Source organism: Cobetia sp. D5 (assembly GCF_035666195.1).
Taxonomy (GTDB): Bacteria; Pseudomonadota; Gammaproteobacteria; order Pseudomonadales; family Halomonadaceae; genus Cobetia; species Cobetia amphilecti.
This window is the reverse complement of record NZ_CP142020.1, coordinates 420997-447986: the sequence shown is the minus strand read 5'-3', so window position 1 is coordinate 447986 and position 26990 is coordinate 420997. Positions and strand designations below refer to the sequence as shown.

The following is a 26990-nucleotide window of genomic DNA, read 5'->3' as shown; positions in this document are numbered from 1 at the left end:
TTCGCCCCGCGCCAAACACAAGAAGGCCCCGCCTCATGGGAGGCGGGGCCTTCTTGTGTCTGGCGACAGCTCAGGTCAGCGGCGACTCATCGCAGCGCTGGCAGCCGAGCCTCAGCTATCGGTGGCGTTCTCGACGCTATCACCGGCTTCCTCGACGGCGTTGTCCATCTTCTCGCCAGCCTTCTCCATCGGGCCTTCGTCCTCGCAACCGGCGAGCGACAGGCCACCGAGACCGAGCATGGCAATCATCAGCGAACTACCCAGAGTCTTGAGCTTCATGATGTCTCTCCTTGAATCATCGGTCGGAATGACGCGACAGCTGCCATCACACGCAGGCTGCCACGTGGTGTTACCTATGACATGGAGCGGGAGCCTTGCCGTTTCAAGGGTCACGCAACGCCGAGTTGCCTGTTGCTGATCAAAACCAATCGCTCAGGGCTGTTCAGCTCAACCGCTCAAGGCTGCTCAGATACCCAGCTCAGAGAAGGTATCGGGAAACTGCACTTCACCGCCCAGCCCCTCCAGATAGTCCGGCAGCAGCTCGAAGGCGACGAAGGAACCCGGCACGTCGTCATGATGGCAGTAGAGCCCGTAATGACACGCCGGATGAAAGCCCAGATGGGTATAGAAATCCGCATGGCCTGCCGCCACCACAGCCCCCGCCCCCAGCAGCCGGCAGCGCTTGACCGCCGAGATCACCAGCCGCTTGCCGATGCCGTGACGCTGATGCTGGGGCAGCACCGCCAGCGGCGCCAGCGCCATCAGCACGCGGTCCGGGTAGCCGGAAAGCTCCACCCGCGACACCATCACATGCCCCAGCAGGCCGCCCTCGCCTTCGCTGAGGTGACGGCCGGTTTCCGGGTCGGTGACACGCTCGGCCACCAGCGAGATCTGCGCCAGATTGCCTCGACGCAATCTATCACCCAGGCGCGCTTCACGATGGCCGGCAAAGACGGATTCATGAATGCGGTAGATGCGCTCATGATCAATGAGACGTTCTTCACGAATGCGAAGATTATCGACGGCGTTGGCAGTCATCACGAGGTACCGGATCAGCGCCCTGATGGCCAGGGACGTTACCTCAAGCTTAGCCACCGCCCGCAGCGGCTGCGAGCGTCAATCTGCTGCTCAAAAAGCACGATGCCCGCCGTGGTGGCGGGCATCGCTTGGGGTGATATCAAGGTCGCATGGCAGATGAAAAGACTGGTTCAGTCCCTCTCAGGGTTCTCGCCGATACCGGTCAGACACGTCACCGACGCTGCCCGCCTCAGCTCTTGAGACGACGCGCGCGGAAGGAGCGCCCCTTGAGCTTGCCGTTCATCAGCTGGGTGAGTGCCGACTTGGCGACATCACGCTCCACGGCGAGGAAGGTGGTCCGCGCCAGTACCTTGATCTTGCCGATCTTGCTGCCTTCCAGGCCGCCGTCACCGGTCAGCGCGCCGAGGATATCGCCGGGGCGCAGCTTGTCCTTCTTGCCACCGTCGATCTGCAGCGTCGCCATGCGCGCATGGAACGGCTCGCGCGTCAGCATGCTTTTCGAGGGCAGCGGCTCGGCTTCCAGCGTCTGCTCGAGGAATTCACCCAGCTTGGTCAGACGATAGTCTTCCTTCTCGGTGTAAAGCGTGCAGGCGATGCCGGAGCTGCCGGCACGGCCGGTACGCCCGACACGGTGCACGTGGGCGTCGAGATCACGCGCGATCTGGTAGTTGAACACCGCATCCAGCGCATCGATATCCAGTCCGCGCGCCGCGACGTCGGTGGCCACCAGGATCGAGGTGCTCTTGTTGGCGAACATCACCAGCGTCTGGTCACGCTCGCGCTGTTCGAGGTCACCGTGCAGCGCCATGGCACTGAAGCCGTGCTCATTGAGTGCGTCGCTGACTTCCTGCGCCTGACGCTTGGTGTTGCAGAACACCACGCTGGATTCCGGGCGGTACTTGAGCAGCAGGATACGCAGCGCCTCGAAACGCGCCTCGTCATCGGCGACACGGTGAAACAGCTGACGGATGCTGCTGTCATCGTGGGTGGAGGCCACCTCGATGCTGACCGGATCACGCAGCATGCGCTCGGCGATCGGACGCACGCCATCGGCGAAGGTCGCGCTAAACAGCAGCGTCTGACGCTCTTCCGGGGTCTCGGCGACGATGGCATCCAGCACTTCGGCGAAGCCCATGTCGAGCATGCGGTCGGCTTCATCCAGCACCAGGGTATTGAGTTCGACCAGGCTCAGGCTGCCCTTGCGCAGGTGCTCATCCACGCGCCCCGGCGTGCCGACGATGATGTGCGCGCCGTGTTCCAGCGAGCCCAGCTGCGGGCCGAAGGGCGCGCCGCCGCAAAGGGTCAGCACCTTGACGTTGTGCAGGCCGCGCGCCAGACGACGGATCTCGCCGGCGACCTGATCGGCCAGCTCACGTGTCGGACACAGCACCAGTGACTGCACACGGAAGCGCGAGACCTTGAGGCGTGACAGCAGCCCCAGGCCGAAGGCAGCGGTCTTGCCGGAGCCGGTCTGGCCCTGGGCGATGACATCGCGGCCTTGCAGCATCGGCGGCAGGCTCTGCGCCTGAATCGGCGTCATGGTGTGATATTCGAGCGTGGCGAGGTTGTCGAGCAGCTCGGGCGCCAGCGCCAGAGAGGCAAAGGCAGGGGTGGCGGTGGCGTCAGTCACGGGGACATTCCTTCAATCGATGAACAGGCACGAGCCGAACGGGCTTACGCGCGGGCGCAGAGCATAGCAGAGCGTGGCCACTAACGCCTGCCACGGATGCCAGCGCCTGATACCGGCTCCCCAGGTGAGATAGCCTTTTTTAGCAACGCCCTCTCTTGCCCGCCAGACTCACCTCTCAGCACACCGTATGAGCCAGCTCGAATGTGACTCAACTCAAAGCATGATTTTCGTCACGACAGGATTCGATTCCCGCCAAATATCATTTATTAATTATCGTTAATTAAACAAAATGGCCAACGGTCAGTTGGCAAGTCACGAAATCCCATATCAGGCGGTGGCTGAGTCGCTGCATATTTCACGCCGTGCATTTCCTGCAGCGCACTTCACGAAAATGGCGCCGACATTCGTGACGGGATAATCATCAAGACGTTCTTGTTATCTGCCTCAGACTATCAGTGCCAATGACACACCAGGATTGGCGCATACCGAGATGGGCCCACCCCCATACCGGGTATGAGGAATGCCACCTCTCATCAGTGATGTGCTGCTGGATACCGCTCGGCTACTGCTCGGCTGCCGCAGTGGTGCCGCTGCGCGCCCAGAGACTAAATCTGAATCTATGTCATGAATATCAATGACTTGCAGATAGCGAACTGCTGTCCGTGCCGCACAGGCGTTTTCGATCTCGGGGTGGTCTCCCGAATTGGATCGTTGCAAGCGTACTGACAGCTAGTGCGAAGCCGCTCATCACGCAGGCCATGAAACCTGTCATCAAGCCCGACGCAAGGCACAGGTCGCCGGCACTCAGAACCGGCAACACCTTGGAAACACCATTGACGTGAATCCTGCAGCTTCATCGCTGCAATGCGCGACACCACACGCATGCAAGTTGCTGTAATAGCACGCCAAAGAGCAAATGATATCGCACGGACAGGCGATCTTTGCCACCCGCAACACCACGGTCACCGCTGCCCCGACAACAGGGGAGCAGCAATAGAGCGGCGCAGTCTTCAAGCCGCCAGCTGTCAGAGGGGATCACACCTCTCTACCGAAACAGCCACAAGATGTCACTACGACCCAGGGAGCAAGACGACATGAAGGACCTCTCAAGAATCACGGGCTACGGATGTATCGTGGCCGGTGTCGGCCCGGCAGGCATGGGATTTCTGTTCAATGCCCTCAAGACAGGCCAGATCACGACACTGGCCCGCCACGGACTGTTGATTCTCGATGCCGGCGGTACCCACGCCAGCGGCAAGCTTGGCGCTGGTCGGCTGGGCGAATATCGCATCACCGCCAACTCGGTCGGCGATGTGTTCCTCGACTGCCTGCGCGACCCGGCACTCGCCGACGTGCTGGCCCCGCTCGAAGGCGAACCCTGCCTGGAGCGAATCCGGGCCGATCCCTACTCCTCCCCGCGACTCGATGAGATCGGCGAGCTGCTGGAAGCCGCCAGTGCGCTGGTATTGGCGCACATCACCGCCCTACCGGGCGTCGAGATGTGGTGCGGCACCAGCCTGGACACGCTGCAGTACCTCGACGGCACCAGCATTCTGACCCTCTCGCATGAACCGGAAGTGGCCCAGCGCACGTCGCGGCTGCGCACCGAGAATCTGGTGCTCAATCTGGGCGGCCAGCAGTGCCCGGAGCAACTGACCCAGAGCCTCAATCGTCAGGGCCTGACGCCGTCGCGGCGCGCACGCATCTACAGCGGCGATGAGCTGTTGCGCATGCCGCCGGGACAGCTGCGCAGCCTGCTGCTGCCGCGTCTGCGCCGTGGTGGTCGCGTCTGTGTGGTGGGTGGCTCGCACAGCGCCTTCTCGATGCTCGACGTGCTGGCCGACGCGCTGCGCAATACCCGCGTCAAGGAGATCACCCTGCTGCATCGCTCGCCGATTCGGCTGTTCTTCGAGAACGCCGAAGAAGCGCGCGCCGCAGGCTATCACTACGATGCCGAGCGCGATGTGTGCCCGATCAGCGGTCGCATCAACCGTTCCGGTGGGCTGCGCTACCGGGCACTGGCCATCGGTCAGGAAATACTGGCCACCGGCCGCATCGAAGAGTGCGCGATGGACATCCAGCTGGTGCAGACCGGCCCCGGCAGTGCCCAACGCCTGGAACTGGCCAGCGAAGTGCTCGCCGACGCGCCCATCGTGGTGCAGTGCAACGGCTATCAGCCGATTCTGCCCACCATCAGCGACGCCCATCATCAGCCCATCACGCTGCGTGAGGTGAATGGCGGGCTGGATTCCGATGCCAACGGCAACCCCTGCGACATCCACGGCCAGCGTCTTGCGGGCCTCTACATGTTCGGGCTGGGCGCCGGGCTCGCCGTCGACCCGACGCTGGGCAGTGAAGCCTCCTTCGATGGCCGCATCTACGGCGTCTGGCAGTTCCACAATCACGCCAGCCTGCCGGCCCTCCACGCCATCATTGCGCGCAACGCCAGTGACGACGCGCTCGGCAGCGACACTGCTCACTCCGTCGGTCAGGTGATCGCCAGCGATCGCGGCATGGCCAGCGTCAGCGGCAGTGGAATGCCCAGCGCTAGCGACAAGACCAGCGACAAGACCATCGCAAACAGTGTCGTCAGTGAGAAAGCCAGCGCGGAGAGTCTCGCACAGGCGAGCGACGCCGAGGATTTCTCCAGCGCCCTCAAGGTGCTGAGTGACTCACTGGGCCTGCAGCAGAAATCCCGCATGGCGTAGCAAGGCATGACGTGACCTGAGCAAGCACAGTGCTGCCTGTGGGCCTTGCCATCAGATGATTACGTAATGCCGATTATGGAGCACAGAAGACACAATCATGGGCCTTGCCATCTGCACATAAGCCAACTGATTGCCTTTTGGATAAACATAACAAGAAACCACACATAACGACGCTGGAGCCCCCACTCTCCCCGGCGCAAGCAAGAAAGGCCACACGAAGACGCACGATGGCGATACCTCCCCACACAAAAGCGCCGCCCGGGCATGTCCCGAGCGGCGCTTTTGTGTGTCATCTCAGCAAGGGCTTTGGCCGAGCCTTGCAGCCAGCTCGGCCACGGGCACTTAGCGTGCCGCTTCTTCCTCAAGACGCGCCTGCTTGCCACCGAGGGTGAAGCAGGTGTCGATCTCGCGCAGCATGAACAGCGCGACACAGGCGGCCAGCATCGGCCAGGCGGCGAAGAACAGCAGGTGATCGAACGGGTCCAGATACTGCTTGAAGGCAGAGAAGGTAGACCCGGCGTGCAGCAACAGCACCAGACCGTAGGTGAGGGTCTTCTTCACCCCGGTGACGAACAGCAGCAACAACACCATCTCGATGACGGCAATCGCGATGACGATACCCTCGCCCATGCCACCGATGGCATAGAACTTCTCGAAGATGGCGGCGGCGTGGCCAGGATTGAAGAACTTGTCCAGTGTCCACATCGTGATCACGAGGAAGACCCCGAGGCGCAGCAGCAACAGGGAAATGCGGATTCGATCGGCGTACTTCGTCATGTCAATTCTCTCCAGGGGGAATGGGCCAGCGCTGCAACGCAGCGGGCACGTGCTGCTGTGTACGCACCAAGTGGCCGTCTGGTTGCATTGATTGATGTTTTTTCTCGCAAAATTAATCACTTGGCAGCCCCACCCCGCCTCATGACTCCTTGGCGCAAACGCCTGCTTCATCTGCGGGTTTAGCATCCGCGAGCTGCCATTGTTGGGCAAAACAGCAGCAGTGACTGCCGCGCAAGAGGCGCTGACTCGCCCGCCTCCAACACTCTGCCTTTCTCGCTGTCTGATTCATCAGTGGCTAGCGCCTTGCTACCTCGCCCTGACCTTGGGCCCTTGACCCTTGACCCTCGCCCCTCGACCGGCCTGCCGGTTCGCCCTTCGCTCTGGAGTTTATCCACATGGCCTCCAAGACTGATCATCCGTCTGATTGTGTGTCGTCAGACGCTTCAATACCGGGCTCTTCAATCAAGCCCCCTCCATTACTGCGCCGCTGGCAAGCGCCCGGGCCTGGCGACTCGCATCTGCCGGCCCGCATTGCCAAGGCGCGCTTTCCGGCCTTGAGCGCCCAACTGCTGGCGCATGCCGCGCGCATTGCAGCAGAACGTGAGCGCGGCGAGATTCTCGACTACGCCTGTGCCATGAGTGCGGTGCCGACGGTGATTCAGGAGATCTGGCTGGCCAGCGGCGAGCTTGAGACATTCGCATTACGCGAAGGCATCCAGATCGAGAGCCTGGCGGAGCTGCTGGGCGAGCACACTCCGCCTGACAGCCCCGCCACCGCTGCACAAAGTGGCGAGCCAGCGCGGGTCGTGAGGCCCCTTGATACTTTCGACTGGCTGCATCTGGCGCTGGAGCAGCTGTTGCAGATACATCAGGATAAGCAACGTTTACACTCAGACTGATGTATCTCGGCGCCAAAACTCGTATGGTGAGAGAGAGGCTCGGCCTGTCGTCGATCAAGATGACGCGCGAGCCTCGAGCACGACTGTCATATGCACGACTGGAACGCATTTCTGGTACGAGCAACAAGGCACGACATCAAGCACAGCACGCGGAGCAGAACATCACGATCGATCATTGAAAACGACCAGCCGAGGAGGTTCACATGAAGGTCTACAAACCTGAATGGCGTTGCACGCTCGACGTGACGGAAGGCCCCGACCCCACCGCCCGCTGGAAAACACGGCTTGCCTGGCGCTTGCGCGCCCTCGCCGACCGCTTTGATGGCGGTAGTCGTACGATGAAGATTGACTGCAATGTCACCCCGGCGCTCACCCGCGAAGAGGTCGACACCTGCCTGGGCAAGGGCTTTGCCCTCAGCCAGAATCTGATGCTGCAACTGGCCAACCACAGCGCCTGCGAAGATGTCCTACGCGACGCCAAGGCCGAGCTCTACGAAGAAGAGCAACACCCGATGTAACGGTCTGATCTCAGTAGAACCCCGCAGATCAACCCATCGGTGAACGTAGTCCGCAAGACGCATGAAAAAGCCCTCCCGGCGATGCCGGGAGGGCTTTTTTGATGTTTTATATCAGCGCCTTGATCACACCTCTGGCCCCAGCTCTCCCTACCTATAACAGCGCCAAAAATACTGACAACGCCGCTCTCCACCTCACCCTGTACAATGGCTCCCTCAAGCCGCTCCTCCCAACCTCAGGCCCACCATGTCCATTTCCGCGCGTCCTTCCAAGCTGAGCCTGCCGCAGGTCAATCCCGGTGTGACGACGGTGCTGGAGTATCTGCTGCTCAAGTTTCCGGCGATTGCCGAGTCACGCTGGCGCGAGCGCATGGCCGAGGGCAAGGTGCATCGCGATGATGGCTCGCGGATTACGCCAGAGTCGCCCTACCAGCCGCACCTGCGCGTGTTCTATTACCGCGAGGTGGCAAGCGAGCCGAGCATTCCCTTCGCGGAGCGGATTCTCTATCAGGATGAGCACATTCTGGTGGCCTACAAGCCGCACTTTCTGCCGGTGACGCCCGGCGGCCTGTACGTGAACGAGTGCCTGCAGCAGCGACTGCGCAAGCGCGCCGGGATAGAGGCGCTGCAGGCGGTGCATCGGCTGGATAGAGTCACGGCGGGGCTGGTGCTGTGCTCCGTCAATCCCGACACGCGCTCCCTCTACCATCAGCTGTTCAAGTCGCGGAATATCCACAAGACCTATCAGGCCATCGCCGAGACACACAGCGATGAGTCCCTGGTGGGCCAGCAGTGGGAGGTGAAGAATCGTCTCGAGCAGAGCGAGCAACGCTTCCGCATTCATGTCACCGACGGCGCGGCCAACAGCCACTCGGTGATTCGCTGCGTGCAGCAGACAGACCGCCAGGCATTGTTCGAGCTGCATCCTGTCACCGGCAGAACCCACCAGCTACGCGTGCATATGCAGACGCTGGGCTGGCCGATTTTGAATGACCGCTACTACCCCGTGCTGCAACCGCTCTCGCCGGATGACTACGCGCGCCCCTTGCAGCTGCTCTCCAAGGGATTCGAGTTCATTGACCCCGTCACCGGCGAGGCAAGACGCTTCGAATACGACGGTGATCTGACACTGGCGTGAGCCGTGACATGGCCCGTAGCTGTCGTCGCCAGCCGACGCACAGGCCCCGGCATGTGCACAAAGAAATCATCTGCCGAAGGCTTCCTGCTCAACGTCAGGCGGGCTAAGGTTTTCCTCCTGTCCCCGGAAAATAGGCCCATCGATGTCCCGACGTCTCGCAGTGACCGGAGGAGCCGCGCTGGCCGCGCTCCTGTCCTTCCCCGTCCTCGCACAACAAGGGCACGACGGGCCGCCGCCCGATCACGATGGCCCGCCGCCGATGTCAGCGGAAGACCAGGCCCTGAGCGAGGCACTGCGCGCGCGCATGGGCGATACCAGCACCCAGATGCAGAGCGTGCCCATCCCCCTGAGCGCCGCCGAGTGCGGCGACACACCCGGTTATGAGCGCATGTTGTGCCTGATTGATCTGCTCAAGGCGGATATCTCCGACGATGACATCCTGCAGAACCTGCAGCATGACTACTCCCTCGCTGAGGCCGAGAACTGGAGCAATCTGCCCGCTGGCGCCTTCCCGAAACGCCCCGGCGTGCTGCTGGGCGAGCTGAACATCAAGCAGCGCGGCCTCGTCAAAGCCATCATGCTGGAAGCCACCGGCCACGCGCCCGACGAAGGCTTCGACGAGATGCTCCAGACGCTCAACGCCGATGACTACATCAACACCGTCAGCACCGACTACAAGGCCGGTTACTCCTCCTACAACACCAAGTTCGCCTTCCTCGGCACGCCCGGCGAGACCGGCACCTGGGAGCTGTACTACGGCGGCCACCACATGGCCTTCGCCAACACCTACATCGACGGCAAGCTGGCCGGTGCCACGCCCTCCTTCCGTGGTGTGGAACCCTTCCCCTATTTCGAGATGAACGGCCGCGTGAACGAGCCGCTGACCCAGGAGCGCGATGCCTTCGCCACCCTGTTGAGCTCGCTCTCCGATGACCAGCAGGCTAAGGCCACGCTGGAAGGCACCTATCGCGATATCCTCGCTGGCCCCCAGGCCGACGATGCCATCCCCGATAGCTATGAAGGCCTGCCGGTCTCCGAGCTGGATGATGAGCAGCAAGCGCTGCTGCTGACAGCCATCGAGTCCTACGTGGACGATATCTCCGCCCCCGAAGCCGCGGCCTACATGGAGAAGTACACCTCCGAACTTCCCGAGACCTATCTCGGCTTCTCCGGCACGCCGCAGGTCAGCGCCGAAAACGATTATGTGCGCATACACGGCCCGTCGTTGTGGATCGAATTCTCGTTGCAGTCCAACAAGTCCACCGACAAGGTCGGCAACCATCCGCACTCGGTATGGCGTGACCGCACCGACGACTACGGCGGCCAGACCGAATGATCCGCTGCTCACCGTGGCGCGCGGCGCTGCTCACGCTCGCGGTGATGATCGGCGGAGCCATGCTTGGCGGCAATGGTAGGGGAATCAGCGGCATGGGAGTCAGCGGCATGGGCATCGTCCAGACGGCTCACGCCCATGCCCTGCCCGGCAGCACGCTCCTCTTTGAGCAGCAGCCGCAGCACACGCTCAAGCTCACTCTCCAGTTCCCGCGTGAAGATCTGCTGATCGCCGCGCCACAACTGGCAGCGCTTGGTGACGCCAAGTCCGATGCTCCCTTGGCGCAGGCGCTGACAGATCAGCTCGGCGACTATCTCAGTCAGCACCTGGCACTCACCAAGGACGGCGACACGCTACCGCTGACGCTCACCGAGGCGCATCTCACCTCCACCTATCAGCCACAACTCGGCGACTACCTGCTGGTCGTCACCCAGTGGAACCTGAGCTACAAAGGCGCCTTACCCGACTCACTGCTGCTGAAATACGACGCCGTGATGCACGAAGTCCGCAATCACCGCGCCGAAGTCGAATGGCAAACTCCCGCAGGCGGCACCCGCCTGATGGCCGACTTCGGCTTCTTCCACTCCGCCCACGGCGTACGGCTGAATCTGCAGAAAGCCAGGCAGGCGCCAGCCAAGCAGGAATGAGCAAAGCGGTAAGCGTTTCCTGAATCGCACCCACAAAAAAGCCCTTCCAGCCAATGGCCAGAAGGGCTTTTTGCTTACGAGACAAGTTTTATAACACAATAAACAATATTTCATAAACAACACTATATAGATACAAATCTATCCACCGGGGTTCTTCCACTTATAATCATTGAAAGTAAAATAATACCAAGCTGATCATCAGGCTTATTAAAATCTTCAAAAATCTTGTCATTCTCAATGATCTTAAAAACCACCCTTTTTGATATTTCCTCGATATCAACCGAAATATCTTTAGGATTCTTAGAAGGTGTTTGAGTAGTTGTTGAACCATGTATGGTTTTCGATCTTAAATCATAAGCCTTCTTTATTTTTTTGAATACAACAAGTCTACCTTCTGGATTGTCTTCGAGAAATATAGCAACCCGTTCTGAAAGCTGATGAGCAATTTCACTATTAGATGTCGAAAAAAGTGTTTCGAGCGCAGTACAAAAATTAGCAACTCTTATTGAGAAATCGAAATTACCTCTAGCCATATTCATCCATGTTAAAGCTCTGCCAAGTCTTGAATTATCGCGTGAAAACTGAGCGTCTGCTACAGGCGCCTGGCTGCTTTTTATACCAAGCCTCTCTACATGTATTTTACGAATTTCTTGGAGTTTCTTTCTAGATAACCTTACGCTGATATCACTACCATCTGCAGAGTGATATTTATGGGATAGAAAATTACTGGTTACATTATAATTCCTGGCTCCTTTAGATACCAAAAAACAAAGCTCAAAGTTAATGCTATTATCACTCTTTAACCAAGAAGCCATTAGGAAATCTTGAACAGTATACATCTTAGAGGTTAGGTAGGCTATTGGATCTGCTTCTGATGAGACCTTCTCAGATGAATACAGAAATACTTCCGTAGTCTTAAGGTGGTTGTATTCAATAGCACCAATCATTGGCTTTAAACTTTCGTTTACAAAAGTAGATTTTACGTTAGAGTCATTTGTTATCTTTATCCCATCTCCAATCTTATCACCATTATGCAACCCCTCTATTATTGAGAAATTATGCAAAGCAGTTATAAAAATAAATTCCATAATATCACCTCAGCATAAAACACGGCACATCAATAATATTAACTACGAATCATGGCATTAATATAAGTGTACTATATACACAAAAAAGCCCTCCCGACCATTGGCCAGAAGGGCTTTTTGCTTGCTGCGTTCTCGTCTCGATCAGTTCAAGAGACCGTCAAGACAGAACGCTGCCTCAGCTCAGCGAGGGGGGTGATCGTCAGGCGATCATTCCCACTCGATGGTGGCCGGCGGCTTGCTGCTGACGTCATAGGTGACGCGCGAGACGTGCTCCAGCTCGTTGATGATGCGGTTGGAGACCTTCTCCAGCAGCTCATACGGCAGGTGCGCCCAGCGGGCAGTCATGAAGTCGACGGTCTCGACGGCACGAATGGCGATGACCCACTCGTAACGACGGCCATCGCCGACGACGCCGACGGACTTGACCGGCAGGAAGACGGCGAACGCCTGGCTGGTCTTGTGGTACCAGTCGAAGTTGTGCAGTTCTTCGATGAAGATGGCGTCGGCTTCACGCAGGATATCTGCGTATTCCTTCTTCACTTCACCGAGGATACGCACGCCCAGACCCGGCCCCGGGAAGGGGTGACGGTAGACCATGTCGTAGGGAAGGCCGAGTTCGAGGCCGACCTTGCGGACTTCGTCCTTGAACAGTTCGCGCAGCGGCTCGACCAGTTCCATCTTCATGTCGTCCGGCAGGCCGCCGACATTGTGGTGGGACTTGATGACGTGGGACTTGCCGGTCTTGCTGGCAGCGGATTCGATCACGTCCGGGTAGATGGTGCCCTGGGCGAGGAAGTCGACATCCTTGAGCTTGGCGGCTTCGGCATCGAACACTTCGATGAAGGTGTTGCCGATGGCCTTGCGCTTGGCTTCCGGGTCGCTGACGCCAGCCAGCTTGCCAAGGAAGAGGTCTTCGGCGTCAACACGGATGACCTTCACGCCCATGTGGCGAGAGAAGGTTTCCATGACCTGGTCGCCTTCCTTCTTGCGCAGCAGGCCGTTGTCGACGAAGACGCAGGTCAGCTGGTCACCGATGGCCTTGTGCAGCAGCGCCGCGACCACGGAGGAGTCGACGCCGCCGGACAGGCCGAGCAGCACCTTGCGGTCACCGACCTGAGCGCGAACGCGATCCGTGAGGTCTTCGATGATCTTGGCCGGAGTCCACAGACGCTCGGACTGGCAGATCTCGATCACGAAGTGCTCGAGGATGCGCTGGCCCTGCAGGGTGTGGGTGACTTCCGGGTGGAACTGCACGCCGTAGAACTGCTTCTCTTCCCACGCCATGGCGGCGATCGGGCAGCTCGGAGTGGAGGCGGTGACGGTGAAGGTCTCCGGGACTTGCGCGACCTTGTCACCGTGGCTCATCCAGACGTCGAGCAGCGGGCGGCCTTCATCGTCCAAGTGGTCCTTGATGTCCTTGAACAGCGCGGACTCACCGTCGACACGAATCTGGGCATAGCCGAATTCGCGCACGTTGGAGCCTTCGACCTTGCCGCCGAGCTGCTCGGCCATGGTCTGCATGCCGTAACAGATGCCGAACACCGGCAGACCCATCTCGAACACGCACTCAGGTGCACGCGGCGAGTCCAGCTCGGTGACGGATTCCGGGCCACCGGCCAGGATGATGCCGTTGGGGTTGTACTCGCGGATCTCTTCTTCGGTGATGTCGAAGGCACGCACCTCGGAGAACACGCCCAGCTCACGCACGCGACGCGCGATCAGCTGTGTGTACTGGGAACCGAAATCGAGGATCAGGATCTTGTGGGAATGGATGTCTTGCATCTTCAGTCTCTCATTGGGGAGTCGTGAGACCCGCTTCGGAGCTGCGAGGGAGCGCAGGGCCGAAACAATCTGGCGTCGAGGGTAGCCGATACCGAAAGTTCGTTCGACCCAAGCAAAGCGGGAACCCGTGTTGGGCTCCCGCTTTGCGTCGCGCTTCGCTATGTATCAGTCGCGCCGATAGTTGGGCGCTTCCTTGGTGATCTGCACGTCGTGGACGTGGGATTCGGCGAAGCCGGCACCGGTGATCTGCACGAATTGCGGCACGGTGCGCATCTCTTCGATGGTCTGGCTACCGGTGTAGCCCATGGAGGCACGCAGGCCGCCCATCAGCTGGTGCACGATGGCGCTCATCATGCCCTTGTAGGGCACGCGGCCTTCGATGCCTTCCGGTACCAGCTTCTCGACGCCGGCATTCTTGTCCTGGAAGTAACGGTCGCTGGAACCCTGGGTCTGGGACATGGCGCCCATGGAACCCATGCCGCGATACGCCTTGTAGGTACGACCCTGGAACAGCTCGACTTCGCCCGGCGCTTCTTCCGTCCCGGCGAGCAGGCCGCCGATCATGACGATGCTGGCGCCTGCGGCGATGGCCTTGGCGATGTCACCGGAGAAGCGGATACCGCCATCGGCGATGACCGGCACGTCGTACTTGGCCATGGCGGCCGCGACGTTGGCGACGGCGCTCATCTGCGGCACACCGACACCGGCGACGATACGCGTGGTGCAGATGGAACCCGGACCGATGCCGACCTTGACGCCGTCTGCGCCGGCTTCTGCCAGGGCGATGGCGGCTTCAGCGGTCGCGATGTTGCCACCGATGACCTGAATCTTCGGGTGGTGCTCCTTGACCCAGGCGACGCGGTCGATCACGCCCTTGGAGTGACCGTGAGCGGTGTCGACGACGATGACGTCAACGCCGGCTTCGGCCAGTGCAGCGACGCGGTCCGGGGTTTCCGGGCCGGTGCCGACGGCGGCGCCGACCAGCAGGCTGCCGTTGCTGTCCTTTGCCGCGTTCGGGTAGGTCTTGACCTTCTCGATGTCGCGAACGGTGACGAGGCCGCGCAGGCGGAATTCGTCATCGACGATCGGCATCTTCTCGATGCGGCTTTCCTGCAGCTTGGCCTTGATCTGGTCCAGCGGCGTGCCTTCCAGCACGGTGACCAGCTTCTCGCGGCCGGTCATGATGCCGGCGACGGTATCGCTGAAGTCAGGCTGGAAGCGCATGTCGCGACCGGTCACGATGCCGACCAGGTATTCACCCTCGACCACCGGGAAGCCGGAGTAGCCATGCTCCTCGGACATTGCCAGCAGATCCTGGATCTTGGCCTTCGGGCTGACAGTGACCGGGTCACGCACGATGACGCTTTCGTGCTTCTTGACCTTGCGGACTTCCGCGGCCTGCTGGGCGATGCTCATGCTCTTGTGGATGATGCCGACACCACCTTCCTGCGCCATGGCGATGGCCAGGCGAGCTTCGGTGACGGTATCCATCGCAGAGGAGATAAGCGGGATATTGACGCTGATGTCGCGTGTGAGACGTGATCTCAGGCTGACGTCCTTGGGGAGGACCTCGGAGTAGCCGGGGACGAGAAGAACGTCATCAAACGTCAGAGCTTCTTGCGCTATACGTAGCATGTCGAACGCCCAGTAGCAGTTTATGAGGGATGCGCGAAAGCCGCAGTGCAGGGCCCGATGGACAGGCGCCATGACTACGGTTCTAGCGGTTGCTGCGAGGTAATCACCCATGATAACCCATTCGCCCCGCCCGAGACAAACGTCGCAGGCTATCAAACTCGCAACTTCACGTCCCGGCGACACTAACCATCTGGTCAACTAAAGCCACGGATGGCGCGGCCTGCGGGCTGGCGGACGGTGAGTCACCTTGCCAGAGCCGAGCCTCGCTGGGGCGCTGGCCAGCGCAGCGCATGGGACGCTTTGGATCGTCTCTCGCTTCTCGCCTGTGGCATCATTGCCTTGTTCTCTTCACAAGCTTCAATAGTCGCCCTCACTCAAGCTCCCCGTCAGCTCCAGCACAAGGAATGTCGCGTGTTCGAAACCTCGTCTGCCGCCAACGCCATCAGCGTGACCCAGCTCAACCGCGAGGCCAAGGGCCTGCTGGAGCGAGGCCTGGGGGAGCTCTGGATCGAGGGGGAGATCTCGGGCTTTTCGCAGCCGCGCTCCGGCCACTGCTACTTCACGCTCAAGGATGACAACGCCCAGGTGCGCTGTGCGCTGTTCAAGAGCCGCGCCCAGTTTCTGCGCGAGAAGCCCAGGGACGGTGATCGGGTGCGGGTGCGCGCCAAGGTGTCGCTGTTCGAGGCGCGTGGCGACTATCAGCTGATCGTCGAGGCGTTGCAGCAGGCGGGGCTGGGGGAGTGGCTGGCGCGACTGGCACGCCTGAGGGAGCAACTGGCGGCCGAGGGCGTGTTCGCCAATCAGCGCGCCCTGCCCCATCCGCCGCGCCATCTGGGCGTGATCACCTCCGCGACCGGCGCTGCGCTGCAGGATGTGATCGCGGTGACGCGCAAGCGTTGGCCGCAGGCGCATCTGAGCGTGTTGCCAGTCGCCGTGCAGGGGCCGCAGGCGGTGCCGCAGCTGATTCGCGCGGTGGCGATGGCCAATCGCGACAGCGACTGTGATGCGCTGCTGATCACACGTGGCGGCGGCAGCCTGGAAGACCTGTGGGCCTTCAATGACCAGCATCTGGCGCGCGCCATCTTCCACTCGCGCCTGCCGGTGGTGGCCGCCATCGGTCACGAGACCGATACCACCCTGGCGGAGCTGGCCGCCGACCTGCGCGCGCCGACTCCCTCCGCCGCCGCCGAGGCACTGTACCCGGACCAACGCGCCCAGGTGCAGCAACTGACCGCCCTCAAGCAGCGTCTGTGGCGCGCGCAGCGTGCCCGCCTCGACCAGGCGGCGCAGCGGCTGGATCATGCCCGCTCGCGCCTGCGTCATCCGGCCCGTGAGCTGGAAACCCAGCGCCAGCGTGCCCGTGAGCTGGAACGCCGCCTGCACACCGCAGTGCGCATGCGCATGACCAGTGAGCAGCAGAAGACCGACCAGCTGATCCGCCGCCTGCAGCAGGCCAGTCCCGCGCGCGATATCCAGCGCCATCGTCAGCAACTGGCGATGCTGACCCCGCGCCTCAACAACGCCCTGCCACGCCGTCTGGCCGCTGATCGTGAACGTCTGGAAGGCGCGATGCGCGCGCTGAATGCAGTCAGCCCGCTCAATGTGCTCAACCGTGGCTACGCCATCGTCGAACGCGTCGGCACCAGCCAGACGCAGTCACCCGGCGACAGCAAGGTGATTCGCGCCGCCCACCAGACCCAGCCCGGCGAGATGCTCTCGATCCGCCTCGGCGAAGGCCGCCTCGCCGTCGAGGTCAAACGTCGCTACAAGCCGCGCCCCTGATCCTCTGATCGGCACTGTCGCGCTACCAAACCGAAAAAGCCCCGCTACCTGAACAGGTAACGGGGCTTTTTCATGGGCGCTTCACGTCCGACACACCCAGCCGCTTGTGATCTCACGCTTTACGCGCGTGAGCTTGCAAGGACCTGTGGCCGCTTTTGACCTTATGCCTTTCGCGTGGCGCCGGGCCGCTTTTGACCTTACGCCCTTCGCGCAGCACCGGGCCGCTTTTGACCTTACGCCTTTCGCGTGGCTTCGGACGCGATAAACCTAGAAGTCAGGCGGACCCTGCTCGGCGCCCGGCTTGAACACGCCCGGCTCCAGATCATGACGTCCCAGCAGCTTGTAGAAATCGGTGCGGTTACGTCCGGCGATACGCGCCGCCTGGGTCACGTTGCCTTCGGTGATCTTCAGCACCTTGATCAGGTAGCTGCGCTCGAAACCGGCACGCGCCTCGGAGAAGGACGGCAAGGCGTTCTCTTCCGCGGCCAGCGCCTGGGAGACTAGCGCTTCCGGAATCATCGAGGAGCTGGTCAGGGCGACACACTGCTCGACCACGTTGACCAGCTGACGCACGTTGCCCGGCCAGGCACTGGAGGCCAGCAGGTTGAGCGCTTCCGGCGAGAAGCCCTTCACGAACGGCTTGTGGCGCGCGGCCGCCTGGCTGATCAGGTACTTGGCCAGCAGCGGCACATCCTCGGCGCGCTCGCGCAGGGCGGGCAGCTTCAGATTGACCACGTTGAGGCGGTAGTAGAGGTCTTCGCGGAAATCGCCGTCATGCATCGCCTTGTCGAGATTGCGGTGCGTGGCGGAGATGATGCGCACGTCGATGGGCACCGAGGTGGTGGAGCCCAGCGGGCGGATCTGACGCTCCTGCAGTGCCCGCAGCAGCTTGACCTGCAGCGCCAGCGGCATGTCGCCGATCTCATCGAGGAACAGGGTGCCACCGTCCGCCGCCTGGAACAGGCCCTGGTGGGCACTGACCGCGCCAGTGAACGAGCCCTTTGCGTGACCGAACAGCTCGCTTTCCAGCAGCTGCTCCGGCAGCGCGCCACAGTTGATGGCGACGAAGGGGCGCGAGGCGCGCGGGCTGGCGTTGTGGATGGCCTTGGCCATCAGCTCCTTGCCCGAACCGGACGGGCCGGTGACCAGCACGCTGACATCGGATGCCGCCACCATGCGCGCCTGCTCGAGAATCTGCTCCATCTGCGGGGAGCGAGTGATGATGCCAGCGCGCCAGGCATCGTCACCCTCTTTTACGGGCGGCGCCTGGGCCAGCGCCTCATCGATGGCGGCGAACAGCTCGTCCTTGTCGACCGGCTTGGTCAGGAAGCTGAACACGCCCTGACGGGTGGCACTGACGGCATCAGGGATGGAGCCGTGTGCGGTCAGCAGGATGACGGGCATGCCCGGCTGACGCTTCTGCAGCTCACCGAACAGGGCCATGCCATCCATTTCATCCATGCGCAGGTCGGACAGGACCAGGTCTGGACGTGCGGCTTCGAGACGGCTGAGCGCCTCGCGGCCACTGCTGGCCGTCGTGACCTTGAAGCCACGGCTTTCGAGACGCATGCCGAGCAGCTTGAGCAGGCTCGCATCATCATCGACGAGCAGAATATGCGCTTGTGCGTATTTCACACTAACTCTCCTTGCGACACCCGAGGGCCTGGGACATCGACGTCGGGGCCGCACAGTCTTGCGTCATGCAATCGCGGGGATTGAGTGACAGGGTCGTGGCCAGAGTCTGCCGCTGATGGCTCAGGGCGTGCTCTGGCGGCGCGAATTGATCGATTCTTCGATGGCCGTCAAGGCTTCCAGCTTCTTGGTCAGCTGGGCGTTCTCGGCGCTGAGCTTGCGACGGGCACCGTCATTCTTGTCACGCTCGGCGATCAGACCGCGACGCTCCTCGAGGCCATTGAGCCACTGACGAAGCAGCGGCTGCAGGCGGCTCGGGGCAGTGGGCAGGTCCGCCTTGTAGAGGTCGGAGGCCAGCTCCCAGTCCGATTCATCGCCCCAGCTGAGCACGATGGCACGCGCGAGGCGACGGTCGTGGCGGTTGCCTTCCAGCTGCAACAGGGTGCTTTCACGCCAGCCGCTGTTGCCACGCTGGGCCTGCAGCGCGAAGGCGACCCACTCATCCAGCAGGCAGTCCTCGCCGGTGAAGTCCGGCAGGTCGCCGGCGCCGTAGCAGCTCTCCCGCACACTCGGGCTGACCACTTCCGGCTCGCTGCCCGGCATGGTGATATTGGTCAGGGCGCCACAGGCGCTAAGCGTACTGAGCAACACGCCTGCAGCCAGGCGCATCAGTAGTCGTTGACCCTTCATCACTTCAGTTCCTTGCGTGCTTGATGGCGTTCAATGACGCCATTTCATGTGGTGTGGACTGCTGATCCGCTCCGGCGGCATCCCTGTCTGCCTGCGGTTCATGCTCGCTGCCTTCCCCTGACGTCAGCGAGCGACTCGGTGTCGGCAATGTCAGCCGGAAGCAGACATCCGCCTTGGGGTCATCCACCAGCGCCAATTGACCAAATTGGGCGCGGGCGCTGTCAGCGGCGACCGAGAGACCGATGCCGGAGCCCTTGAGCGGGCCCTTGCGCTTCACCGCGCCCTGATAGAAGGGCTTGAACAGGTGGTCACGGTCCTGGGCGGCGATGGGTTCACCGCTGTTGGCGACTTCGATGATCAGCTTGCGACGCTCCTTGCGGGCTCTCAACCACAGGTCACCGCTGTCTTCGCCGTAGGCGATGGCATTGGAGATCAGGTTGTCGAGAATCCGCCCGGTACGCGGCCTGTCCGCCTCCCAACTGAGGCTGGCAGGCGGAAGATGCACGCGCATGCCCTTCTTTTCCAGTGCCAGGCGATGTTTTGCCAGCACTTCCTTGAACACTTCATGCACATCGAAGCGACTCTGTTCGAGGCCCTGATTGTGCTGCAGCAGATTGTAGTCGAGGAGTTGCTCGATCAGCTTCTGCAATTCCTTGCTGGAGTCATCCAGCAGGCCAAGAATCTCGGTCTGGTGCGGACTCAGCGGCCCGGCGACCTCGTCGATCAGCAGGCCGGTGCCTTCGCGGATGCTGGCCAGCGGGGTCTTGAGCTCATGCGACATGTGACGCAGGAACTGCTGCTTCTGCTCCTCGAGCTCATCCAGACGCGTCGACAGCCAGTTGAGACGCTCGCCCAGCTGCACCAGCTCCGCCGGCCCCTTGATGACGATGGGTCGCTCGCTGTCGGTACCGCTACCCAGGCCATTGATGCGGCGCTCCAGCTGCCGGATGGGACGGATGATCAGCCAGGTGAAGAACAGCATCAACAGCAGACTGATGGAGACCAGCGCGGCGGTCTGCCACCACAGCTGATTCTTGACCTGGGAGGCGCGGGCGCGGATGCCTTCGATACGCGCATCGACGAGTTCACGCGTGGAGTTGAGCAGGCCGCTGGCCTGGATCGAGAAAGGCCCGAAGTCTTCCAGATGGCGACTGACCTGGTCGACGCTCATCTCGGGCATGCGCTCGAGCTGTGACAGCGTCGCCTTCAACTCACTGACGCGGGGGTCCCCCTCGCCCAACAGGCGCGCCTGCTCATCCAGCAAGGTGCGGAAGCTGTTGGCCTTGTCGGCGTAGATCTTCATCAGATCAGGATTTTCCAGCACGGCGTACTGGCGGGCGCTACGCTCCATCTCGACGGCGAGATTGGTCAGCGTGCGGGCGCGGCGGGTCTGGTCGACGGCCTGGCGGGCACTGACATCCGCCAGTTCCGACAACTCCGACAGCGCCTGCCCTGCTTGAAACATGAGCACGGCAATCGGCAGCATCACCACCAGAAATGCCATCAGAACCAGCTGCGGCAGCGAGCGGGGACGCCAGCGTCGTGACACTGTGGAGGCCATGGAAAGAACTCTATGCAAGAAAGGGGTGGTCATCATCGAATCACGTCTTCCTAGAATACCAGAGTTCACCAGCGTCCATCGCGGTTGCCAGTTCGTTAATAAATATGACTCTTATTCAAATCATTACGCCGCCACGAGACAAACCGCCCCATTGGCAACGTTTCGCATGAAATTGTTGGCCATTCAGCGCTAGACGCACAAAAAAAGAGGGCCGGCATAGCCGGCCCCAAGTACGCAGGGAACTGAAGGGTCAGTCATCACGTGGTGCCTCTGGTACCTGGAGACCAGAGGCACCACGTGATTGGCGGGTCTGACAGGTGGTCTGCCTGTCAGTCCCGGGAGAAAAGAACGTCACCTGGTGGTCGTTCCAGGTCAGTTGACGTTCACGCCGGACAGCGTCCGCGCTCCCTATCGGATGTGAAGCAGGGGGCAACACATCGCAATGTGGGTGATCGAGTCGGATGGCTTGCCGACTTGTCCGCCTCGATCGTCAATTCGGGGATGACGGCAGCCAATCTCTCCAGCTACCGCATCGGTTTCGGGCATCCTTGCCCGGGCGTCCTTGCCCTCAAGATACTGTCCATGCCCACCAGGGGCCGTACCTGTCTCATCGCAACCTGAAGTCACACATCGCGTGGAGCAGACGCTTGGCCTGTCAGCGATCACGGAGCGCACAGGGTAGTGAGTACCGTCATCGCTGGAAGGCCAGAGAAAGGGCCGGTGATGCACCTCATATCTCTTGCTCACGGTACCTATTGCCAAAGGCGTGCCATAAACGCGAAAACATATTACAAAACAATGACTTGAAATGAGGGTCGCGACGACAGGCATGCCAATGTTGCCCAGGGCGGCACACAGAGTCGTGTTTTACTGGCCAATTCGTCGCAATTTGCCAACACATATACGGGGCATGCTATTTTTCCCTTCTGAATCAATATCTTGAAACGTCTCCTTTGCAAGACAATCCCGCAAGGGGTGGGGGAAAACTGCGACACCTACGCAAGAACACCCGCTGATCTGCCCTCATTCAGGGGGTCATCAGCGGGTGTTCTCTGAGCGATTCACACTGGCAGGCAAGTGAGGTGTGACTAGAGCGACTTGAGCAATACCTTGGAGTTACGCGCCGAGTTGTAGGCCTCGCGACGCATGGGCGGCAGGTCTTGCAGGCCGGCCGACACGAAACCGTGCTCGATGAACCAGTGGACGGTATGGGTCGTCAGCGCATACAGACGCTCGACGCCAGCGCGACGCGCGCGCAGCTCGATCTCGGCCAGCAGCTGCTCGCCGCGCTGTCCGCGGCGATAGTCATCATGCACGGCCACGCACGCCAGCTCGCCCATGGCGGCGTCACGGCTGAGGTGCAGCGCCGCACACCCGATGACCATGCCATCGCGCTCCAGCACCACATAGTCGTCGATCTCGTGTTCGAGACGCTCCCGCGAGCGGGCCACCAGGATGCCACGCTGCTCCAGCGGCCCCAGCAGCGCCAGCAGGCCACCGACATCCTCGAGCCGCGCCTTGCGCAGCTGCTCATAGCCCTGACGCGTGATCATGGTGCCGATGCCGTCACGGGTGAACAGCTCGCCCAGCAGGGCGTCCCGGTCGCGCCAGCTCAACAGGTGAGTGCGCCCGACGCCGCGCCGTGCGGCGCCACAGGCAGCAGCCAGATGGCGCGACAGCTCACTGTCGTCATCGCGGGGCGGCGCCATCAGTGCGGCTTCCTCCGGATTGAGCTGACGCAGCAGCTCGCCGTCTTCGCCGAACAGGCCCTCCCCCTCACCAAGCAGGATCAGCTTGTCAGCGGCCAGCGCCACGGCGGCGTGTTCGGCGACCTCAGCGGCGTCCAGATCGAACACCTCGCCGGTGCTGGAATAGCCCAGCGGCGGCAGCACGACGATGGCCTGCTGCGAGAGCAGCCCCTGGATCGCCTCACTGCGCACGCGGCGCACCTCGCCACCATGCAGGAAGTCGACGCCATGACGCACACCCAGCGGCTTGGCCATCACCAGATTGCCGGAGACGGCGGAGAGCTCCACGCCATGCAGCGGCGTATTGGGCAGCCCCTGGGACAGACTCGCCTCAAGGCGCAGACGCAGCGTGGCGACCTGCTGCTCCAGATGGCCGAGAATCTCGCGCGTCACCACCCAGCGGCCCTGATGGCGGTCCGCCTCGATACCGGCAGCCTGCAACGCCTCGGCCACCTGCGGGCGCACCCCGAACACCACCACCAGCTTCACGCCGAGGGTATGCAGCAACGCCAGATCCTGTATCAACTGCGTTCGTCGTGACGAGGACAGGGCATCGCCCTCGATCAGAATGACGAAGGTACGGCCACGATGGGCATTGATATAGGGAGAGGAGTTGCGAAACCAGTCCGCGAAGGGGAAACGCGTGTTCAAGAGCCAGCTCCGGGCAGGAGAGAGGGAAAATGGCATGTCAGGCATGCCCATGAATCATCATATCAGCGCCGCAGCCTGCACGGCGAGCGGTGCCCCTGACATCCATGTGTCAGACACGAGAAAGGCGACCCGAAGGTCGCCTTTCTCGTTTTACCAATTCAGCTCTGGATCATGCGTCGGCTTAGCCGAACATGCCCTTGAACATGAAGAAGAACAGGATCGACAGGATCGCACCGGCCGGCAGAGTGATCAGCCAGGACATCACGATGGTGCCGATGACACGCAGGTTGAGCGCTGCCATGCCGCGTGCCAGGCCCACCCCCAGCACCGCACCGACGAGGGTGTGGGTGGTGGAGATCGGCAGGCCGGTGCCGGAGGCCAGCACGACGGTCGAGGCGGCGGCCAGCGTGGCCGCGAAGCCGCGTGACGGCGTCAGCTCGGTAATGCCGGTGCCGACAGTGGCAATGACGCGACGACCATAGGTGACCAGGCCGACGACGATACCGCCGCCACCCAGCACGAGGACCCACCACGGCATGCTCGCCTTGGCGCCGATCTGACCGGCAGAGTCGACGACGCTGATGATGGCCGCCAGCGGACCGACCGCATTGGCCACGTCGTTGGAGCCGTGGGCGAAGGCCATCGCACAGGCGGTGAACATCATCAGCAGGCCGAATACCTTCTCGACGCCGCTGAAGTCGAAGTCGTCACCGGTGGCGCGATTCTTCTCCTTGAGGCGTGAACGCGCGACCTTGCGCTCCATCAGCACGCCGATACCCATCACGATGGCGCCGATGACGACGGCCAGCAGCAGGCTGGATTCGAAGCTCAGGTGCAGGCCGACATGCTTGAGGCCCTTGACCATGGTCACCATCGAGATGATGAAGCCGACCAGGAACATGTACATCGGCACGTAGCGCTTGGCGGCCGCGAACGGGTCTTCGTTGTCGAAGATCAGCGTCTGCACGGACTTGAACAGCACGAAGGCGATGGAGCCCGCCAGCAGCGGCGAGACCAGCCAGGAGGCCGCGATCTGACCGACCTTGGTCCATTCGACGGCATCCACACCCAGACCCGCAGCGGAGAAGCCGACGATGGCGCCGACGATGGAGTGGGTGGTCGAGACCGGCCAGCCCTTCATGGAAGCGATCAGCAGCCAGATACCGGCGGCCAGCAGCGAGGCCAGCATGCCGTAGACCAGGAACTGCGGATTCTCGATCAGCAGTGACGGGTCGATGATGCCCTTGCGGATGGTGTCAGTCACCTCACCACCGGCAAGCCAGGCACCGAGGAATTCGAAGATCACGGCGATGATGATCGCCTGCTTGATGGTGATCGCCTTGGAACCTACCGAGGTTCCCATGGCATTGGCGACGTCATTCGCACCCACACCCCATGCCATGAAGAAACCGAACAGACAGGCAAGAATGACGAGCACATCGCCGTATTGAGCAATGATGGACATAGAAGACTCTTGGACAGATGGCAGGACGTCCTGATGGCGCTCAGCGCGCCATCAGGATCTGCAGTCGGGTACCGACCTTTTCCGCTTGGTCAGCCACATCGCCGACCCAATCGATGATCTTGTAGAGGAAGATCACATCGACGGGCGGGAGACTGGCTTCCAGCGAGAACAGGGTCTGGCGGATGGCGATCTGCTGTTCGTCGGACTGCTTCTCGAGCTCATGCAGCTCGTTGATCAGCTTGTCGACCAGCTCGCTCATGTTGCGCCCGAAACCGGACTCGACGAGGTCTTCCAGTTCACCCAACGCACGACGCGCCTGGCAGACCGATTCGACCGCAGTCTTGAGATACTCACGCATGGCGGGCACCAGTGCGGTGGGTATCTGCATATGACGACCCAGCATGATCCCGGCGATGTCCTTGGTGACATTCGCGATGGAATCCTGGACATGGATCAGCTCGAGAAGGTCGGAGCGCGAGACCGGCAGGAACAGCGAGTTGGGCAGGTTGAGACGCAGCTGCGTCTTCAACTCGTCCGCTTCACGCTCCAGCCCGCTGATGGTCTTGCGAATGCTGGCTGCCTGCTCCCAATCACCCTGCTCGCAGGCGTCGAAGAAGGTCAGCAAGTGCTGGGCGCACTCGTCGGTCTTGATGATGTGGGTGTGCAGCGCCTTGAAAGGCGAGCGCCCGAACATCGAAGAGAAAGGGTTGGTCGTTACCATAGTGGCCGTCGGCGTTAAGGATTGACGCGCGGAGTGTAGCAAAGCCTTTGTGACGATCACATAACTTTCATCGTAACGTCATGATACCGCCTTGCTGTTGTCATTTACGCAACAACAGCGGCAGTTCGGGGGAACACGAAGGATTCCAGAAGAGAGATTGTCATGTAGCGGCAGGACCCGTGGTCGCTGGCTTTATCCACTGTTCGTAATATAACCAAGGACGTGACGACAGGCAATTGCTGTCACTTCAATGTCATCATGCTGTCATATAAGTGTGATTCGGCCGACAGACCGATATCCCGCATGCCCTTCCGCCCTCCCCGCGCTTGCCTTGCCGCGGGCCAGGCGCGAGCATGAGACACATGAGCCTTCACCACCATGCACCACGCTTGCCGGAGGCTCTGCGGTCCTGGCGCTGCTGTCACACTCATCCGTCAGCATCTGTCTTCTTTCATCCGTACAGGGAGTGCCCATCATGGCGCAGGAAATCGAACTCAAACTGGCACTGTCTCAACCCGTCATTGATCGCGATGCCATTCTGGAGACACTGGCGAGCATTGCAGAACTGGCAACGGTCGCCCCCAGGCGGCGCTGGCTGGCCAACACCTACTTCGACACCCCCGAGCATGCGCTGGAGCGCGCGCGCATGGCGCTGCGGCTGCGCCAGAGCGGTGAGGATGCCGACAGCACGGGTGCCCTGCGCCAGACGCTCAAGACCAGCGGCGAGAGCCATGGCGGACTGCATTCTCGCGGCGAATGGGAGTGGGAGCTGCCCGAGGGCCAGACCGGCCTCGACCTCGACGGCCTGCGTGATCTGCCGCCCTTGCAGGCGCTGGAAGGCGGCGCCCGCGAGCAGCTGCTGAGTGCACTCGCGCCCAGCTTCAGCACCGATTTCGAGCGCCATGCCTGGCAGATCGACGTCAAGGCGACACGCAGCGACGAGAATGTGAGCGACGAGCAGGTCACCGTCGGCGTCGAGATGGCGCTGGACCTGGGCGCGGTGAAGGCCAGTGGTCGCGAAGTGGCCATCCAGGAGATCGAGCTCGAGCTGACCGGCGGCGAAGAACTCGCCCCCGAGGTGAGAGAAGGCGTGCTCTGGCAGCTGGCGGATTCACTGGCCAGCCGCCTGGCACTGCGCCCGGCGGATGCCAGCAAGGCCAAGCGCGGTGCGGCGCTGCGGGATGGCGAATGGCATGAGAAAACTCTGGATACCGCTGACCCCGGCGCGCTGCTGTCCGCCGCCATCGATGCGCTCGATGCCCACGCCGACCGCCAGGCGAAAGACGACCTCAAGTGGCACGCGCATGCGCTGGCCGCCCTGTCGGCCCTCGCATCACGACTGGCCGCCTGCCAGCATCCCGGCCATATCCACGCAGTGGCGCTGGTCGAGGCGCTGGAAAGCAGCGACGGCGACGCCTCACAGGACTGGGCGACTCGCGACTTCGGCCAGCACAGCCTGTCACTGCTCGCGACGCTGCGCGGCTGAACCTCAAAACGACACTGACTGCCCAGCCGCCAGGCGCTAGACCACTGGCTGATGGACAACGGCC

At 61.6% G+C, this 26990-nt stretch carries 21 protein-coding genes; 8 read left to right on the top strand and 13 right to left on the bottom strand.

The window, feature by feature from the left end; all coding sequences use genetic code 11:
- Positions 1–111 precede the first annotated feature (111 nt).
- The 3 genes from U0O11_RS02015 to dbpA form a co-directional block, all read right to left on the bottom strand.
- A complete protein-coding gene (locus tag U0O11_RS02015) occupies positions 112–279 on the bottom strand; it encodes a hypothetical protein (RefSeq protein WP_166019763.1) in 168 nt (55 codons plus the stop codon).
- A 186-nt stretch (positions 280–465) separates the two neighbouring features.
- Complete coding sequence (locus U0O11_RS02010) at positions 466–1038, bottom strand: GNAT family N-acetyltransferase (protein WP_054555319.1); 573 nt, start codon at positions 1036–1038, stop codon at positions 466–468.
- Between the two features lie 229 nt (positions 1039–1267).
- Positions 1268–2668, bottom strand: a complete 1401-nt coding sequence (dbpA, locus tag U0O11_RS02005; RefSeq protein ID WP_324691377.1) for an ATP-dependent RNA helicase DbpA — start codon at positions 2666–2668, stop codon at positions 1268–1270.
- A gap of 1094 nt (positions 2669–3762) precedes the next feature.
- Between dbpA and U0O11_RS02000 the strand changes: the two genes are divergently transcribed.
- Positions 3763–5376, top strand: a complete 1614-nt coding sequence (locus U0O11_RS02000; protein ID WP_324691375.1) for a hypothetical protein — start codon at positions 3763–3765, stop codon at positions 5374–5376.
- Between the two features lie 342 nt (positions 5377–5718).
- Here U0O11_RS02000 and U0O11_RS01995 read toward each other — a convergent pair whose 3' ends face one another.
- Positions 5719–6153 carry a hypothetical protein gene (locus tag U0O11_RS01995; RefSeq protein WP_043333725.1) on the bottom strand — a complete coding sequence of 145 codons (435 nt, stop codon included), beginning with the start codon at positions 6151–6153 and terminating at the stop codon, positions 5719–5721.
- Between the two features lie 554 nt (positions 6154–6707).
- On the opposite strand from U0O11_RS01995, the gene U0O11_RS01990 reads away from it, so the two are divergent.
- The 5 genes from U0O11_RS01990 (at position 6708) to U0O11_RS01970 (ending at position 10685) form a co-directional block, all read left to right on the top strand.
- The gene (locus U0O11_RS01990) at positions 6708–7052 is read left to right on the top strand and encodes a hypothetical protein (RefSeq protein ID WP_043333723.1); all 345 of its coding nucleotides are present in this window, start codon (positions 6708–6710) and stop codon (positions 7050–7052) included.
- 203 nt (positions 7053–7255) lie between these two features.
- Positions 7256–7570, top strand: coding sequence for a hypothetical protein (locus U0O11_RS01985; RefSeq protein WP_043333722.1), 315 nt, complete (start codon positions 7256–7258; stop codon positions 7568–7570).
- Between the two features lie 244 nt (positions 7571–7814).
- Positions 7815–8705 carry a pseudouridine synthase gene (locus U0O11_RS01980; protein ID WP_324691369.1) on the top strand — a complete coding sequence of 297 codons (891 nt, stop codon included), beginning with the start codon at positions 7815–7817 and terminating at the stop codon, positions 8703–8705.
- 142 nt (positions 8706–8847) lie between these two features.
- Complete coding sequence (locus tag U0O11_RS01975; RefSeq protein ID WP_324691366.1) at positions 8848–10041, top strand: DUF3500 domain-containing protein; 1194 nt, start codon at positions 8848–8850, stop codon at positions 10039–10041.
- Positions 10038–10685: a hypothetical protein gene (locus tag U0O11_RS01970; protein WP_324691363.1), complete on the top strand. Its 648-nt coding sequence runs from the start codon at positions 10038–10040 to the stop codon at positions 10683–10685. Before U0O11_RS01975 ends, U0O11_RS01970 begins: the two co-directional genes overlap by 4 nt.
- A 122-nt stretch (positions 10686–10807) precedes the next feature.
- Here the strand turns inward: U0O11_RS01970 and U0O11_RS01965 are convergent, their stop codons facing one another.
- From U0O11_RS01965 to guaB, 3 genes are all read right to left on the bottom strand, one after another.
- Positions 10808–11773, bottom strand: coding sequence for a hypothetical protein (locus U0O11_RS01965; RefSeq protein WP_324691360.1), 966 nt, complete (start codon positions 11771–11773; stop codon positions 10808–10810).
- A gap of 207 nt (positions 11774–11980) precedes the next feature.
- Positions 11981–13555: a glutamine-hydrolyzing GMP synthase gene (gene guaA, locus U0O11_RS01960; RefSeq protein WP_131431235.1), complete on the bottom strand. Its 1575-nt coding sequence runs from the start codon at positions 13553–13555 to the stop codon at positions 11981–11983.
- A 165-nt stretch (positions 13556–13720) separates the two neighbouring features.
- Positions 13721–15190, bottom strand: coding sequence for an IMP dehydrogenase (guaB, locus tag U0O11_RS01955; protein ID WP_131431234.1), 1470 nt, complete (start codon positions 15188–15190; stop codon positions 13721–13723).
- Between the two features lie 411 nt (positions 15191–15601).
- On the opposite strand from guaB, the gene xseA reads away from it, so the two are divergent.
- On the top strand, positions 15602–16972 hold the full coding sequence (gene xseA / locus U0O11_RS01950) for an exodeoxyribonuclease VII large subunit (protein ID WP_324691355.1): 1371 nt from the start codon (positions 15602–15604) through the stop codon (positions 16970–16972).
- A 267-nt stretch (positions 16973–17239) separates the two neighbouring features.
- On the opposite strand, the gene glrR is transcribed toward xseA, so the two are convergent.
- The 6 genes from glrR to U0O11_RS01920 all read right to left on the bottom strand — a co-directional run bounded on the left by glrR (position 17240) and on the right by U0O11_RS01920 (position 25440).
- The gene (gene glrR, locus U0O11_RS01945) at positions 17240–18607 is read right to left on the bottom strand and encodes a two-component system response regulator GlrR (RefSeq protein WP_054555312.1); all 1368 of its coding nucleotides are present in this window, start codon (positions 18605–18607) and stop codon (positions 17240–17242) included.
- Positions 18608–18727: 120 nt separating this feature from the next.
- Positions 18728–19294 (bottom strand): hypothetical protein, encoded by a 567-nt coding sequence (locus tag U0O11_RS01940; protein WP_052384557.1) that lies wholly within the window; start codon positions 19292–19294, stop codon positions 18728–18730.
- Positions 19295–19298: 4 nt separating this feature from the next.
- On the bottom strand, positions 19299–20855 hold the full coding sequence (locus U0O11_RS01935) for a sensor histidine kinase (protein WP_054555310.1): 1557 nt from the start codon (positions 20853–20855) through the stop codon (positions 19299–19301).
- A gap of 1088 nt (positions 20856–21943) precedes the next feature.
- Positions 21944–23254, bottom strand: a complete 1311-nt coding sequence (gene argA, locus U0O11_RS01930; RefSeq protein ID WP_043333715.1) for an amino-acid N-acetyltransferase — start codon at positions 23252–23254, stop codon at positions 21944–21946.
- Positions 23255–23435: 181 nt separating this feature from the next.
- On the bottom strand, positions 23436–24719 hold the full coding sequence (locus U0O11_RS01925; RefSeq protein WP_043333714.1) for an inorganic phosphate transporter: 1284 nt from the start codon (positions 24717–24719) through the stop codon (positions 23436–23438).
- Positions 24720–24759: 40 nt separating this feature from the next.
- Positions 24760–25440, bottom strand: coding sequence for a TIGR00153 family protein (locus tag U0O11_RS01920; RefSeq protein ID WP_043333713.1), 681 nt, complete (start codon positions 25438–25440; stop codon positions 24760–24762).
- A 475-nt stretch (positions 25441–25915) separates the two neighbouring features.
- On the opposite strand from U0O11_RS01920, the gene U0O11_RS01915 reads away from it, so the two are divergent.
- Positions 25916–26926, top strand: a complete 1011-nt coding sequence (locus U0O11_RS01915; RefSeq protein ID WP_324691348.1) for a CYTH domain-containing protein — start codon at positions 25916–25918, stop codon at positions 26924–26926.
- Positions 26927–26990: the final 64 nt, after the last annotated feature.